The organism is Sulfitobacter sp. KMM 9851, from assembly GCF_057178245.1.
Window position 1 is genome coordinate 57,363 of the sequence record NZ_JBXUCW010000002.1, and the last position, 14,895, is coordinate 72,257.

11 protein-coding genes and 2 pseudogenes are annotated in these 14,895 nt (G+C 53.4%); 5 read left to right on the plus strand and 8 right to left on the minus strand.

Features of this window, described 5'->3' with window-relative positions:
* Position 1 precedes the first annotated feature (1 nt).
* The 6 genes from AC1965_RS18570 to AC1965_RS18595 form a co-directional block, all read right to left on the minus strand.
* Positions 2-1,447 carry an NAD-dependent succinate-semialdehyde dehydrogenase gene (locus AC1965_RS18570; RefSeq protein ID WP_483887207.1) on the minus strand — a complete coding sequence of 482 codons (1,446 nt, stop codon included), beginning with the start codon at positions 1,445-1,447 and terminating at the stop codon, positions 2-4.
* The gene (gabT, locus tag AC1965_RS18575) at positions 1,440-2,732 is read right to left on the minus strand and encodes a 4-aminobutyrate--2-oxoglutarate transaminase (protein ID WP_483887208.1); all 1,293 of its coding nucleotides are present in this window, start codon (positions 2,730-2,732) and stop codon (positions 1,440-1,442) included. The genes AC1965_RS18570 and gabT overlap by 8 nt, the downstream gene beginning before the upstream one ends.
* 39 nt (positions 2,733-2,771) lie before the next feature.
* Positions 2,772-3,773 (minus strand): YeiH family protein, encoded by a 1,002-nt coding sequence (locus tag AC1965_RS18580; protein ID WP_483887209.1) that lies wholly within the window; start codon positions 3,771-3,773, stop codon positions 2,772-2,774.
* Positions 3,770-5,008 carry a tetratricopeptide repeat protein gene (locus AC1965_RS18585; protein ID WP_483887210.1) on the minus strand — a complete coding sequence of 413 codons (1,239 nt, stop codon included), beginning with the start codon at positions 5,006-5,008 and terminating at the stop codon, positions 3,770-3,772. The genes AC1965_RS18580 and AC1965_RS18585 overlap by 4 nt, the downstream gene beginning before the upstream one ends.
* A 108-nt stretch (positions 5,009-5,116) precedes the next feature.
* Positions 5,117-6,295: a 3-sulfinopropanoyl-CoA desulfinase gene (acdA, locus tag AC1965_RS18590; protein ID WP_483887211.1), complete on the minus strand. Its 1,179-nt coding sequence runs from the start codon at positions 6,293-6,295 to the stop codon at positions 5,117-5,119.
* A gap of 1 nt (position 6,296) precedes the next feature.
* Positions 6,297-7,502, minus strand: a complete 1,206-nt coding sequence (locus AC1965_RS18595; RefSeq protein ID WP_483887217.1) for a CaiB/BaiF CoA transferase family protein — start codon at positions 7,500-7,502, stop codon at positions 6,297-6,299.
* 115 nt (positions 7,503-7,617) lie between these two features.
* Between AC1965_RS18595 and AC1965_RS18600 the strand changes: the two genes are divergently transcribed.
* Together AC1965_RS18600 and purU are read left to right on the plus strand one after the other, a co-directional pair.
* Positions 7,618-8,487, plus strand: coding sequence for a LysR family transcriptional regulator (locus AC1965_RS18600; RefSeq protein ID WP_483887212.1), 870 nt, complete (start codon positions 7,618-7,620; stop codon positions 8,485-8,487).
* Between the two features lie 159 nt (positions 8,488-8,646).
* Complete coding sequence (gene purU / locus AC1965_RS18605) at positions 8,647-9,531, plus strand: formyltetrahydrofolate deformylase (protein WP_483887213.1); 885 nt, start codon at positions 8,647-8,649, stop codon at positions 9,529-9,531.
* A gap of 3 nt (positions 9,532-9,534) precedes the next feature.
* Here the strand turns inward: purU and AC1965_RS18610 are convergent.
* Positions 9,535-10,241, minus strand: a pseudogene (locus AC1965_RS18610) (IS6 family transposase).
* Between the two features lie 50 nt (positions 10,242-10,291).
* On the opposite strand from AC1965_RS18610, the pseudogene AC1965_RS18615 reads away from it, so the two are divergent.
* Positions 10,292-11,076: pseudogene (locus AC1965_RS18615) on the plus strand (tyrosine-type recombinase/integrase); the annotation flags it as partial.
* Between the two features lie 268 nt (positions 11,077-11,344).
* Here AC1965_RS18615 and AC1965_RS18620 read toward each other — a convergent pair.
* Positions 11,345-12,102, minus strand: a protein-coding gene (locus AC1965_RS18620) for an IS5 family transposase (protein ID WP_483887214.1) whose coding sequence is annotated in 2 segments (ribosomal slippage) — positions 11,345-11,781 and positions 11,781-12,102 — 759 coding nt in all. Because the reading frame shifts where the segments join, the coding sequence is not laid out codon by codon here.
* Positions 12,103-12,562: 460 nt separating this feature from the next.
* On the opposite strand from AC1965_RS18620, the gene repA reads away from it, so the two are divergent.
* Positions 12,563-13,765, plus strand: a complete 1,203-nt coding sequence (gene repA / locus AC1965_RS18625; protein WP_483887095.1) for a plasmid partitioning protein RepA — start codon at positions 12,563-12,565, stop codon at positions 13,763-13,765.
* Complete coding sequence (repB, locus tag AC1965_RS18630; RefSeq protein ID WP_483887096.1) at positions 13,765-14,742, plus strand: plasmid partitioning protein RepB; 978 nt, start codon at positions 13,765-13,767, stop codon at positions 14,740-14,742. Before repA ends, repB begins: the two co-directional genes overlap by 1 nt.
* Positions 14,743-14,895: the final 153 nt, after the last annotated feature.

Here is a 14,895-nt window from a genome sequence, read left to right on the forward strand (position 1 = left end):
TTCAAACTCCGCCTATGCAGACGTATTTCATGCTTAGGTATTCATCCAAACCGTGTCTTGAGCCCTCTCGGCCTAGACCCGATTGCTTGACACCGCCTAGTGGCGCGACCTCGGTTGAAATCAACCCAGTGTTCACCCCGACCATGCCACTTTGCAAAGCCTCTGTGACGCGCCAAACGCGTCGCAGATCATTGGTGTAGATGTATGAGGCAAGACCAACATCAGAGGTGTTTGCAAACTCAATAACCTGTTGATCAGTTTCGAATTTGAAAACCCCGGCGACAGGGCCGAATGTTTCTTCATGTGCAATTCGCATATCATGGTTCAAATCGGCTAAAACTGTCGGCTGATAGAAATTGCCCCCAAGCGCATGCCTTGCGCCGCCGCCCATAAGGCGCGCACCATGCGAGATGGCGTCCGATACATGAGCCTCGACCTTGGTAAGGGCGCTTGCATTGATGAGCGGTCCCAGATCGCCATCAGGCCCCACGCATAACTTCGCTGTCGCTACGGCCAACTTTTCCACAAAGGCATCATAGACCCCAGCCTGAACATATATCCGATTGGCACAAACACAGGTTTGTCCGTTGTTGCGGAATTTTGCGACCATTGCACCGGCGATCGCCTCATCCAGATCGGCGTCGTCAAATACAATGAACGGGGCATTTCCACCCAACTCTAACCCCAGCCGTTTTACCGTCGGTGCGCATTGGGCCATCAACTTTTTGCCGACATCAGTCGAGCCAGTAAAGCTCAACGCATGAATATTGGAGGCTGCACACAGTGTCTCTCCGATTTCGGCAGAACGCTTGCCGGTAATCACGTTGAACAATCCATCGGGAAGCCCCGCACGCTGCGCCAGGAGTGCCAGCGCGAGGGCCGATAAGGGTGTTTCTTCCGACGGTTTCAGCACCACAGCACAGCCCGCAGCAAGGGCAGGCCCAACCTTGCGGGTAATCATGGCATTCGGAAAGTTCCACGGAGTGATAGCAGCAACTACACCTACGGGCTGTCTTAAAACCATTAGCCGCTTGTCTTTTTGGTGACCTGGTATGGTTTCGCCGTATACCCGTTTGGCTTCTTCGGCATACCACTGGATAAAACTGGCGCCGTAAGTTATCTCGCCGCGCGCCTCTGCCAGAGGTTTGCCGCATTCAGCTGTCAATATAACAGCCAGATCGTCAATGTTTTCATGGATAAGGTCAAACCAGCGCTGCAAGATGGCCGCCCGCGTCGAAGCTGTCTCTGCCGCCCATTCAGACTGCGCATTCGAGCAGGATTCAATCGCGATCTTTGTCTCGACAACACCCATGTCAGGAACATCGCCAATATGCTGACCATCCGCAGGGCTTATTACTTGAAACGTGGCACCGTTTTCGGCACTGCACCAGCTTCCGTCGATCAAACTATGATCGCATAGGAGCGTGGGGTCATGAAGATCAAGCATTCACAACCTCACGCGCTTTGACGATCGCAGTGGTCAGAATATCAAGCCCTTCGGCAAATACCGGCATCGGGACCGTTAGCGGGGCCAAAAACCGGATGGCGTTGTCGTGCATTCCACAAGCGAGCAAGATCAAGCCAAGCGATTGCGCTTGATTACGGATTTCCGCAACCAAGGCGCTATGTGGGGTCTTGCCGTCAGTATGTCTGAACTCGGCAGCGATCATAAAGCCGAGGCCGCGCACTTCGATCAGCTCGGGGCAGATTTTTGCAATGTCTTCCAAGCGACTTCGCAACTGATTTCCCAGCTCTTTGGCGCGGCGGCACAGTTGCTCGTCTTCAATGACATCAAGTACGGCCAGTGCGGCCGCTACGGCAACCGGATTGCCGCCATAGGTGCCGCCTATCCCACCAGGATTAACCGCATCCATCACGTCGGCACGTCCCGTAACGGCGGACAACGGAAAACCCCCGGCAATGCCTTTGGCCATTGCAGTCAGGTCAGGCGTGACACCGCTTTGTTCCATCGCCAGATAGGTTCCAGTCCGTCCAAAACCTGACTGAACCTCATCCGCGACCAACAAGATGCCATGAGTATCACAAATACGGCGTAGACTCAGGAGCAAATCGGCCGGTGCTGGGTAAAATCCACCTTCGCCTTGCACCGGCTCAATGATAATTGCGGCCACTTGATCCGGTAAAATACTCTCGCGAAATAGCCGCTCGATTGCTGCAACCGACATCTCACTGGTAATGCCATCCAGCGGTGACGGGAATGGAGCCTGATACGTGTTAGCAGCCATCGGGCCGAACCCGACCTTGTAAGGTTTGGTTTTGCCCGTCAGCGACATACCCATATAGGTCCGCCCATGGAACCCGCCACCGAACGAGATGATGCCACTGCGCCCTGTGGCAGCGCGGGCGATTTTCACACAATTTTCGATGGCTTCGGCACCAGTCGTGAAAAACGCTGATTTCTTAACAAAATCACCCGGCACAAGCGTATTCAGGCGCTCTGCTAATTCGATATAGCTTTCATTGGGTAAAACGTGCTGACAGGTATGGGTGAAAGCGTCGACTTGCTTGTGCACCGCTTCTATTACTTTTGGATGGCGATGCCCTGTGTTCACAACAGCAATACCAGCAGAAAAATCAATATAGCGATTTCCCTCGACGTCCCAAACCTCCGAATTCTCGGCACGGGCGGCATAAATCTGGGTCATCAGCCCAACACCGCTGGAAATAGCGGCGCTGCGACGAGCGGCCAGGGTGGCGTTGGTTTCAGTCATTACGATATCTTTCGCAGCTAGGAGGAAAAAAAATGAACATCATGGCCACCACATCAATGTGGCGATCGCAAAACAAGCGAGGGCAAGTGTTTGGACGATGATGATCGTCACCGCACGCGGCCCGACCTCAAGCAATTGTTCAAGACTGGTTTTCGTGCCCAACCCTGCAATTGCGATGACAAGCAACCACCGTGACGCATCTGCAGTGACATCGGTGACAGATTTGGGAAGCAGCCCGAAACTGTTAACGACCATCAAAGCGATGAAGCCCAACAAAAAGGCGGGAAAGCGGGTCGACTGACTCTCTGTCGTTCCTCGATTGCGAAATACGATGGCCAGGGCTGCAATCACGGGCACCAACATGGCAACACGCATGAGCTTTACAATTGTTGAGGTATTCCCAGCCGTATCCGAAATCGAAAACCCTGCGCCGACAACCTGAGCGACGTCATGCACGGTCGCACCGATAAAAATGCCGGCCGCTGTATCATCAAAGCCAACTAGTTTTGCGACAATAGGATAGAGAACCATCGCGACCGTGCTAAGAGCTGTGACCGAGACAACCGTAAATATGATGTCACGTTCCGAGATGCCCTTGCTGCCGCGTGGCAACACCGATGACAGGGCCAATGCCGCAGAGGCACCGCATATGCCCACAGCGCCGCCGGTTAACACCCCGAAAGCCATGTTGCGCCCCAAAAGACGGGCCAGCGCAATGCCGATCCCCATCGTGAGCATCACACCCGCTACCGAGAGAAAAAACGGCATCAGGCCCAGTTCCGTCATATTTGCCAACGTTACTCTTGCGCCCAACAGCGCCACACCCACGCGAAGAAGCGTTTTAGAACTGAAGGCAACGCCAGGCTGGAATTTCCCTGCTGGCTCGACGAAATTGAAGGCCATGCCTAACAGTAAGGCAAACAGCATCACCGGTGCGCCGTAATGCGTACTTAGGAAAGAGGCCGCCATTGCGACTGTACAGCAAAGCACCAAGCCGGGAACAAAGGCCCGCATAGCACTTATGTACAAAGTTGCCGTCACTGCCCTGACCTCGGGGTGCTCATGAAGTCGGTCAGAGGGGAATGCGGGCGTAGCAACGTGCGTTCTGCAATCAACCCGTCAACCATCGCTTGATCGCCGCTACGCTGGGCTGCTGCAAGAAGTGTCAGATTGATAATGTCGCGTTGCGCAATGGAGCCGCCGAAAAGATGCGCATTGTGACGATATCTCGCAAGCATGTCTTTGGCGGTTTCATAGTCCCCGTGGCCGAAGGCATAGATGCCTTTGACGATAGGCAAACCAGCGGCTTTGATCACCAAGGAACTACTGGAAGGGCCATCGAGGTTGGCCTCAAGTGCCGCAAGCAACGCCCGTGCATGGGTCTCACGCCCTGTCGCCATAAAGGCAAACATAGCGTGCATATCAGTGAAACACATGTAGGCTTGATCAACGACGGGTTCATATAGTTGCGCGGTCGTTTCCCATCTGTCACCTGTGTCAATGCCGTCAAGCTGCAAGCGCCACAGCATTGCGGTGGAGTCGTGGGCGTCCATCAAGACGGAATCCGGCGTGACCGACATGTAGGTATCATGCACGTTCAGAGCGCGGTCGAATTGACATTCCTCGACGTAATAAAGCCCCAAATGCCAACGGTTGTGGATCGACAGATAGTTTTTACCGCCCCACATCGCCTCGCAGTTTTCCATGAAGGAAATACCCTCTTCGGTTTTCCCTTGCATTTCAAAACAATGGGCGAGAGCATGAACGCCCCAGGTATCACGTGGGTTTAATTCCACGCAACGGCGGGCCATCTCTTCGGCTTGGGGATAGTGGCCGGCCTCTTCCAGTCCGAAGGCTTGCATTCCCAGAATAAAAGAATAGTCGGAATCTGCTTCAGACCAATGTTTGAACATACCCGCTGGCCGATCGCGGGTAGAGCTCACATGTCCCAAGAGGAAATCGGTTTGGTGGCCAAACTGTAGCGCGATGATATCACGCGGATAATCAAAGAGAATAACTGCATAGGCTTGCGAGGCCGCATAAAAATCGCCCCTAAGCCAGAGAGAGATCGCGCGCATGTGGCCCCGTTCGCGGGCATTTGCGTTGACAGACATGGCTTCGAGCTTGGCAAACTCAACCGCCAAAGGGCCTTGTTGACGTTTGTCACTTGCAACCAGATACATGCCGCAAAGAAAGCAGCGCGCCATGATAAAATCCGGAGCATCGCGCAACAGGTCCAATGTCATACTGGCCGGATCAGGGGCATAGCCCAGCATCAACCGTGCGGCATCCGTCAGCCTATCAATATCTGCTTGATTGCCATGTGACACCGGGGCGCCAAAGCCATCGAACAATGTCATGCGCAAGCTCCTATTTTGAGGGCGTTAAGTGGCAACATAGCCGTCGCGTGTTTGCGGGATCTTCATTTCCAGAATCGACGAAGCGACCTGGTTGCGCAACATCTGCGCCGTACCGCCACCGATTGTGAACATACGGGCATCGCGCACCAGCCGCTCTAATGGAAGGTTACGAGAATAGCCCATAGCACCATGCATTTGCAGCGCATCGTTGGTAACCTTGACCGCCATTTCTGACGTAAAGATCTTAGCTTCGGCAGCTTCCTGCATGCTGGGAAAACCTGTGCCCCCATTCAGCGCCGCCTTGTAGATCAGTGCTTGAGCGGCTGACAGGTTGATAGACATGTCCGCCAACATCCATTGCAGCCCTTGAAACTCGGCAAGGGGGCGGCCAAACTGCTCACGCGTCTTGGAATATGCAAGAGCGTGCTCATAAGCACCCTGCGCAATACCGAGGGCCACAGTCGCGGCTCCGACACGTTGGGCGTTATACGCACGCATCAATGCGGCAAAGCCCTTACGAAAACCTTGCGGCAGTTTGACGACCATATCGTCGGCAACTTCCATATCTTCGAAGTGAATATGGGTTTCGGGAATACCGCGCAGCCCCATCGCCGGTTCACGCTTGCCAATGCGCAGGCCTTTGGTTTCGTCACGGATGGCCATAAAACCGCCAATCCCTTGGTCCTCGCCGTTTTCCATCACGCGGGCAAAGACAAGGTGCACCTTTGAGACCCCGCCCCCAGTGATCCAGTGCTTGGTGCCGTTCAACACGTAGCCGTTGCCTTTGCGCACAGCAGTTGTTGTCATTTCGGTTGCGGCGCTGCCCGCCTCTGGTTCGGTGATACAAATCGCGGGTTTATCGCCGGCTAGAACATAAGAGGCCGCGAGTTTCTTCTGCGCGTCGGAGCCGTAGGCCATGATGGCGCCAACGCCCCCCATGTTGCCCTCGACGGCAATCCGTCCCGAGACACCACAGCGCCGCGCCAACTGTTCAATCACAAGAACCGTATCAAAATAGTTCAAGCCACGGCCGCCGTATTCTTTCGGAATGGTCATGCCCATAAACCCGGCTTCGGTCATCTTGCCAACAACGTCCCAAGGATACTCCTCGGACATGTCAACCTCGGCGGCGCGATCATTTATGAATCCGTTTGCCAGTTCGCGAGCCTGAGATTGCAGCTTGATTTGGTCGTCGGTCAGCATTCTAAACTTTCCTTTTCGAGGTTTTGGAGGTCAACAATTCGGCAAGCACAGCATGTGTGTCGGCTCCGCAGCGGGGGGGAGGCCGGTAGTAGGTAATTGGTGTCTTCGACAACTTGACCGGGTTGCCTATCAAATCGACCGCACCGTCTTTGGAATTCGGATAAGGCATACGTACTTTCATGCCGCGTGCCGCAACTTGATCGCTGGCAAAAACCTGCGGCAGGGTATTGATCGGACCACAAGGAATTCCAGCGGCCTCCATCCCGTTAATAAGCGTATCGCGAGATATTCCTTTGATCAGAGCGGCAAGCTTGGGAAGTAGTAACTCACGGTTGACCAACCGCACGGCGTTTGTGGCAAACAGCGGGTCCGCCGCAAGCTCGGGTGCGGCCAGTAGCGCACAGAACCTTCCAAACTGGGCATCATTGCCGACAGCGATAATAAGATGGCCGTCCGCAGCTTCGAAAACCTGATAGGGGACGATATTGGGGTGCTGGTTTCCCCGACGTTTTGGAGCGTCGCCGGAAAGCAAGTGGTTTGTTCCCTCATTTACAAGCCAAGCAATCTGACAATCCACGAGAGCAATATCAATGTGCTGGCCTTCACCTGTTTTGTCGCGATGGCGCAGTGCTGCCAGAATAGATGTCGCGGCATACATGCCGGTCATCACGTCAGATATGCCAACGGCCACTTTGGTCGGCTCACCTTCGGCAGGCCCAGTCAAGCTCATGATGCCCCCATAACCTTGCGCCAAAAGGTCATATCCCGGCTTGTGCGCGTTCGGGCCAGTTTGACCAAATCCGGTAATTGAGCAGTAAACGAGATGTGGGAATTCTTCGTGCAGGTCGTCATAGGACAGCCCATACTTCTTAAGGCCGCCGACTTTGAAGTTTTCGACCAACACATCGCAATGTTGCAGCAGTTCACGAACTGTGGTCGCGCCGTCGGCCTTGGAAATATCCAAAGCTACCGAGCGTTTGTTGCGATTGGCGCAAAGGTAATAGGCACTCTCGCGGCTTTCGCTGCCGTCTACATCGGTCACATAGGGTGGACCCCATGCACGCGTGTCATCGCCAACATCGGGGCGCTCGACCTTAATGATGTCAGCGCCAAAATCACCAAGCAATTGCGTCGCAGTTGGCCCCGCAAGAATACGGCTCAGATCAAGAATGCGAACATCCTCGAGCGCTTTGCATGGTGTGGGCATCATCGGTGGTTCGCTCCCAATCAATCTGGTGTCACGAAGGCTATGATGCAAATTTGCTTTACAAAAGCGAATTTTTCTGCATTTTAGTGTAAGAAAATATGACACTAAGGCCGAAATGAATCTCCGATTTCTAAAAACGCTTATCGCGGTGTCAGAGCACCCCAGTTTCATTTCTGCCGCCGGAGAAATCGGGTTAAGTCATTCTGCCGTTAGCCAGCAGATCAAAGCCCTTGAAGATGAGCTGCAACTTCAGATTGTTGATCGTAATACACGCCCACCCGTCCTTACGGATGATGGCTTTGCTCTGGTCGAACAGGCGCGGCGGATGCTTGGTGTTGTTGATGAGATCCATGCGATCGGCAAGGAAGATTCCCTCGTAGGCTCTGTTACCATAGGGGTTGTCCCTTCGGCTCTTGTTGGACTGATGCCCCCTGTTCTAGCCCAAATGCGACTGGAGCACCCTCGTCTGGGCGTTAGGATTCGAAGCGGGCTTTCGGGGGATTTAGCGCAGGCCGTGCGCACGCGCGAAATCGATTTGGCCATTGTAACACAACCCAAAGTTCTTCCTGACGGGCTGGTTTCACAAGAAATCTGCCAAGAGCCACTTGACGTTATCATGTCGCCCGATTTGCCCGCACTGTCGGATGTCGAGGCTCTTGGAGAACCATTTATCTGGTTCAACCGTCGTACATGGGCAGGTCAGCAAATTGAAGAGCATCTGGCGATGCGCAAATTGTTTGTCCGCCCGATCATGGAAATTGACTCTATTGAAGCGATTGAATCAATGGTCGCTCATGGTCTTGGCGTATCAATAACGCCGCGCCGATTTGGAAGCCGCCATGGCGAAGCCGGTCGGGTCAAACGCCTTCCTTTCGGCACCCCGCAATTGATGCGCAGCCTAACTGTAATCAGCCTCAAATCGGGGGCCCGAAGCAAAGTGGTTGATAGTTTTCTCGATCAAATCAGGAAAGTTAATGGAAGTTGAATCTCCGCTACCCCTGCATCGTTGGAGCGCCCCTTTACAAAGCGGCATGATAATGGGCGCATCCGCATGCCCCTTGGTCATTTAGACCCGCCACGCCAGTCGCCGAGCGTTGTTTCTCGGCAATCATCATGAATTACATATTAGCTGAATGGATATACCTTGAAGAAACTCTGTCTCACAGTGACCTGCCGGTCTACCAGAGGAATTGTTGCTGCCATTTCCTCATTCCTTGCCAATCAGGGATGTAATATCACGGATAGTGCGCAATTCGATGACATGGAAACAGGCAATTTTTTCATGCGGTTGAGCTTTCTGATTGAGGCGGGCACTTCGCTAGAAAGCCTTGAAGAAAAATTCCATACTGTTGGCGCGCCGTTTGATATGGAGTTTTCATTTCGCGACGAAGCGGAGAAAATGAAAGTCATCGTTATGGTTTCCCGTTTTGGTCATTGCCTAAATGACCTGCTATATCGCTGGCGCATTGGAGCTTTACCGATAGACATTGTTGCTGTGATTTCAAATCATTCAGACTACCAGAAAGTTGTCGTAGATCACGAGATTCCGTTCCACTGTATTCCAGTTACCAAAGAAAATAAGGCCCACTCTGAGGCAGAGATAATGCGTGTTGTTGAGGGTGCCGGGGGCGAGCTGATTGTCCTGGCCCGTTACATGCAAATTCTCTCCGATGAGATGTGTCAAAAAATGTCTGGTCGAATAATTAACATCCACCATTCCTTTTTACCCAGTTTCAAAGGAGCAAATCCCTACAAACAGGCATTCCAGCGCGGCGTAAAGCTAATTGGCGCGACATCGCATTATGTAACTGCTGATTTGGATGAAGGACCGATCATTGACCAAGATACCGTGCGTGTAACCCATGCGCAATCAGCCTCTGATTTTGTTTCATTGGGGCGAGACGTTGAATCACAGGTTTTAGCTAGGGCCATTCATGCACACGCACATCACCGAACTTTCTTGAATGGCAATAGCGTCGTAGTCTTCCCGGCCACGTCAGGTAGCTTTTCATCCGAGAAAATGGGCTAAGGTTCATGCCGTCATCTGGCCGGTGAAATTGGCCCAGATGTCAAAGGCTGTTGCGCGGAATTGGCGGTAGTTTTGGGCGCTCATGCTATATCGGCGGGGGCAGAAGAAATTGTTGATCTGGTCATGTGCAGATAGAAACCTCTGGGCTTGGCGATGTGACTTGAAGCGGCCCATGATTCTTTCTCGTTTTCGGGCCGGGCGATGTGAACCCTCGATCCGGTTGTTCAATCCTTTGTGCGCCCGATGGTCAGCGCCTGGAGCTAGAGCTTTGATCGGTTTGATATAGCTGCGCAACTTGTCGGTGATCACGACGCGTGGCTCACCGACAAGTTGATATTCAGCCGTCGGAAAAATCGCTTTACGGCCTTTGCATCGCGGCGCCGTTGGACCAGGATGTCCAGTACATCTGCATCCACCGCCCGCCAGAGCCAGAATTTTTCGCCTCGGGTTGCGATTACGACTTCATCCAGATGCCACTTGTCCTTTGGCACATTCCGGTTCTTCCGAACGCAATCTGCAAAATGACGACCGAACCGATTAACCCAGAGCCGTGTCGCTTCCCGGCTGACAATCACGCCGCGTTCGGCGAGAAGATCTTCGACATCTGCGGTGCTCAGAGCAAACCGATAGTAGGCCCAAATGGCATATGCGATCACGGCACGCGGATAACGGAAGCCTTTGAGGCGCGGGAGAGAGGCTGGTATTTGCATTTCTGCCTGCCACCCTCAACTGCGCACGCCAGCAACTTGGCAATGCAAACGAGTCCCCTGCCCTCTCCGTCAGCACCATAGACCGTCGTCTGTCCGGCCTTGCTTGGAACTATGCGCAACGCGGGTTTTCACTCGACCGCAAAAACCGCCATATCGCCTCGGTGCTGGCCGGAATAAAGCGAAAGCACGCACGCCCCCCTCTGTGCAGAAAGAAGCGGTCCTGCGCAACGACATTCTCGCCATGGTGGCTACCCTGCCCTATGACCTGCGCGGATTGCGCGACCGGGCGATCTTGCTGTTGGGATATACGGGTGGGCTGAGGCGCTCCGAAATTGTCAGCCTGGATATGCACAAAGACGACACACCCGATTCAGGCGGCTGGATCGAAATCCTCCATGGTGGTGTCCTGCTCACACTCAGCGCCAAGACAGGTTGGCGCGAAGTCGAAATCGGCCATGGCTCAAATGATCAGACCTGCCCCGTTCACGCTCTTGAGCAATGGCTGCACTTCGCCAAGATAGATTTTGGCCCGGTGTTTGTCCGCACTTCTCGTGATGGTACGAATGCGCTGGAGGCACGGCTCAATGGCAAACACGTCGCCCGTTTGATAAAGCAAACAGTGTTGGATGCTGGCATCCGGTCAGACCTCCCCGATAAAGAGCGCCTCGCCCTGTTCTCGGGCCATTCACTGCGCGCCGGCCTTGCCAGCAGCGCCGAAGTCGATGAGCGCTACGTCCAGAAACACCTCGGCCACGCGTCTGCCGAGATGACTCGACGATATCAGCGACGCAGAGATCGGTTCCGTGTGAACTTGACCAAGGCGGCAGGCCTCTAGTTTTAGCCTGACGGACAGCTCCTAATTGCAAGAAAGTTTTTCACCTGATTTTGCTGGGCTAGATCCCGACTTTACCCTCCGCTTGGACCCCCTGCCCCTCCAAAAGACAATAACAATAGCTGTTGCGGCACACCACTCACTGAGAAGTACGCTTTGTTCATAGATAGTGCCTGCGAGCTATATCAAGTTCTTCTCGGCAGGGATCAAAGTCTAACTTTCACGCACTTTACATGCGCGAAAGTTAGACTTTGATCCCTAGGGTCAGGACTCATAACCAGAATATAACCGTTGCTGCGAGAGCGATTGCTGACAGGAAGACCTTTGGGCAGCGGTCATAACGGGTTGAGACACGTCGCCAGTCTTTGAGCCTGCCGAACATTCTTTCGATGCGGTTGCGGCGTTTGTATCGTCGCTTGTCATACTTGACGGTCTTCTTGCGCGATTTGCGCCCCGGGATGCAGGGTTTGGTGCCCTTATCTGCAAGGGTTTCGCGGAACCAATCAGCATCATACCCTCGATCAGCGAGAAGCCACTCCGCCTCAGGCAGGCCGTTCATCAAAGCCGCAGCACCAGTATAATCGCTGACCTGCCCAGCGGTTATGAACAGGCGGACAGGACGGCCGCTGGTGTCTGTTACAGCATGCAGCTTGGTGTTCATGCCGCCTTTAGTCTGCCCAATCAGGCGTCCACGCCCCCCTTTTTCAACCGCAGGCTGGAAGCCGTGCGATGCACCTTGAGGTATGTTGCATCAATTGAGATAGTTTTGTTATCAGGGTCTTGTTCGGCCAATCCCATCATGATCCGGGCAAACACGCCCATATCACTCCAACGCTTCCAGCGATTATACAACGTCTTTGGTGGGCCATACTCCGTTGGTGCATCGCACCACCTTAAACCATTGCGATTGATGAAGATAATGCCACTCAGAACACGCCTGTCATCAACGCGAGCACGACCTCGGCTCTTAGGAAAGTAAGGCCGCAGACGCTCCATCTGCGCCTCATTCAGCCAGTATAAGTTGCTCATAATATCCCCCAAAACTGGGGATCGTGAATCATGACAACGCGACAAGCTCAATCGATTAATGGGTCCTGACCCTATTCAGAGCGCCGTCGAAACCCGCGGCAGACCGTCCGAAAAGAACAGCTCGGCCTATTTTGTCCGCGACAAGGGTCTTCCAAAAATCCTTCAATCCAACCGATTCGAGGCCTAGGCGTTGTTGCTATCGGTTGCAATCATATGCCTTAGCTCTACAACATATTGCGGTAGCCCACAGAGATCCTGATAAACGGCTTCTTTACAATAGGTTAGCTTAATGCTTCCAGCATTCTCCACTGAATAGAAACGGGCTTTACTACCGAAAGGGCCAAAAAATTGTTGCCTGAGGATAAGTTGCGTGTCATGAGTTCAGTTGTCGCAAGTTGACGTAAATCACGCCTTTTAGCGACGAAACACAGATGACCCACTAAGAGGTCGTGAGGGCAGCATGAATTCAAACGCAAATATCGCGCAAACCAGCTCTATCGCAGCATCTATTGCGTCGAACGCTGCCCGCCTGTCAGAGGCGCTTAACAACCATATGCGCAATAGCTTCCAGCCCGATAGTAGAAAAGCGCTACGAAAGTTTCATCCTGCGGAAGTATCCGAGCTCACCGGCATCAGCATGTCGAACCTCCGAACGCGGCATCAGGAAGGTGATTTCCCTGATGTAGAGACGGATACCAGAGGTCGCAGGCTCTATACCGCCCAAGAGATTGACCAAATCCGCCATGTCATGGCAAAGACCGGTCGGAATGGCGAAGCATACCTTCCCGGACGGCGCGAGAACGACGCCCTTCAGGTTATTTCTATAGTCAACTTCAAAGGCGGTTCCAGCAAGACAACCAGCGCCATCCACTTGGCTCAACGCTATGCGTTGCGAGGCTATCGTGTGCTTGCGATCGACATGGACCCACAGGCGAGCTTGACCACGATGTTCGGGTACCGTCCTGAGATCGAGTTTGCTGAGAGCGGCACCGTTTACGACGCTCTCAAGTATGAAGATCCGGTTCCGTTGAGCCAAGTTATACGAAAGACCTATTTTCACAATCTTGATCTCGCTCCGGCGGGCCTCTTGCTGTCCGAGTACGAGACCGAAACTGCCTATGCGCTTCAGCACAAGATCGACCCACCATTTACTCAACGTATTGCGATTGCCCTCGACGAGATAGAAGCAGACTACGATCTCGTCATCATCGATTGCCCGCCTCAACTTGGCTTCACAACGATGACAGCCTTGTTGGCGTCTACTGGCCTTCTGATCACGGTTGTTCCCAGCATGTTGGATGTTGCCTCTATGGCGCAATTCCTTGAAATGGCTGGGGAAACTGTGCAAACTCTCGAGGAGGCTGCAGGACCTATCGACTGGAACTTCCTTAAGTTCTTGATTGCTCGATATGAGCCAACGGACGTACCCCAGTCACAGATGGCTGGTTTCTTGCGGTCTATTCTCCTCGATCAGGTTTTGACCACCCCGATGCTAAAATCCACCGCTATCTCCGACGCTGGGATGACGCAACAAACCATCTATGAGTTGGATTCCTCGCAAGTCGTAAAGAAGACACTAACCCGCATATTAGAGTCTGTGAATGGCGTTGCTGATGAGTTCGAAAAGACAATCCAGCAAGCTTGGGGAAGGGAAATTGACTGATGGCCCGTAGAAACCTATTCCAGCCCCCTCCCCCGCCCGATCCGGCCAGTACCGGTGTACCGGTGGGAGAACAAAAGGCACGTTTCCCAAATACGGGCGCAATGAGCGGCGTAAAGTCCACTCTGAAGGATGTCGCGAGCAACGCGGTGAGGGAAATCTCCGTTGATGTCATTGAAGAGAACGGCCCTAAGGACCGCCTCTCTTTCACCGATGCTGATGTTCTAGCGCTAGCTAAGAGCATCAAGGCCCACGGCCAACAAGTACCGATTATGGTGCGCCCTATCGCGGACAAACCCGGGCACTACAAGATCATTTATGGTCGCCGCAGATTGCGGGCCTTACGATCGCTCGGTATCCCCGCGAAAGCACTTGTCAGGTCTCTTTCTGACGAGGAGGCTATTCTTGCCCAGGGACAAGAGAACACCCAGCGTTTGGATCCCAGCTTCATTGAAAAAGCGCTCTTCGCGGCTGAGCTAATCACAGGTGGCTACAAACAGGCCATCATTCTTGATGCCCTCGCAGTGGACAAACCAATGCTATCCCGCATGACCAAAGTCGCGCGGTCCATTCCAAAGGCAGTCATTGAGCAGATCGGATCGGCTCATGGCATTGGGCGAAGACGTTGGGAAGAACTCGCGAACCAATCGCGTAACGATAGCGTCGATCTTGAAAAGATCACTGCGACGCTTCCGCTTGATGCCACCAAAAGCTCCGACGACCGCTTTAGCATGATCAGTGACGCCGTCACTCAGGCGCTGAAACCTAAGGCAGCAGGTAAACCAGAACCCTCCCCTACCCTCTCTATCAAACTTAGTGATGGGACGGCCTTAGCCGAGGTGAAAGAAACGGCCCGTGCTTTGACATTTAAGCTGTCGAAGGCCGATGCCCCGGAATTCGCTCGGTGGATGCGTAACAACGCAGAAACTGAGCTTACGCGCCTTTATGAGGCGTGGCAGTCAGAGCAACAGCCTGACTGATTGTCGACCGAGCAGTAAATCTTAAAAAAGGAGCACGACCAACAGCCCAAAAAGAAAGAGCCCCCCAAGGTTTCCCTAGGAGAGCCCAATCTGTTCTTTGCACTTTCAGATTTAACAGCTTCTCCGCGCCAGTCAACAACAACCGATTCGGTT

Excerpts from the sequence above, each read along its gene's own strand:
- AC1965_RS18570 (WP_483887207.1), bottom strand. The coding sequence starts at position 1,447 with ATGCTTGATCTTCATGACCCCACGCTCCTATGCGATCATAGTTTGATC.
- gabT (WP_483887208.1), bottom strand. The coding sequence starts at position 2,732 with ATGACTGAAACCAACGCCACCCTGGCCGCTCGTCGCAGCGCCGCTATT.
- AC1965_RS18585 (WP_483887210.1), bottom strand. The coding sequence starts at position 5,008 with ATGCTGGGCTATGCCCCTGATCCGGCCAGTATGACATTGGACCTGTTG.
- acdA (WP_483887211.1), bottom strand. The coding sequence starts at position 6,295 with ATGCTGACCGACGACCAAATCAAGCTGCAATCTCAGGCTCGCGAACTG.
- AC1965_RS18595 (WP_483887217.1), bottom strand. The coding sequence starts at position 7,502 with ATGCCCACACCATGCAAAGCGCTCGAGGATGTTCGCATTCTTGATCTG.
- AC1965_RS18600 (WP_483887212.1), top strand. The coding sequence starts at position 7,618 with ATGAATCTCCGATTTCTAAAAACGCTTATCGCGGTGTCAGAGCACCCC.
- repA (WP_483887095.1), top strand. The coding sequence starts at position 12,563 with ATGAATTCAAACGCAAATATCGCGCAAACCAGCTCTATCGCAGCATCT.
- repB (WP_483887096.1), top strand. The coding sequence starts at position 13,765 with ATGGCCCGTAGAAACCTATTCCAGCCCCCTCCCCCGCCCGATCCGGCC.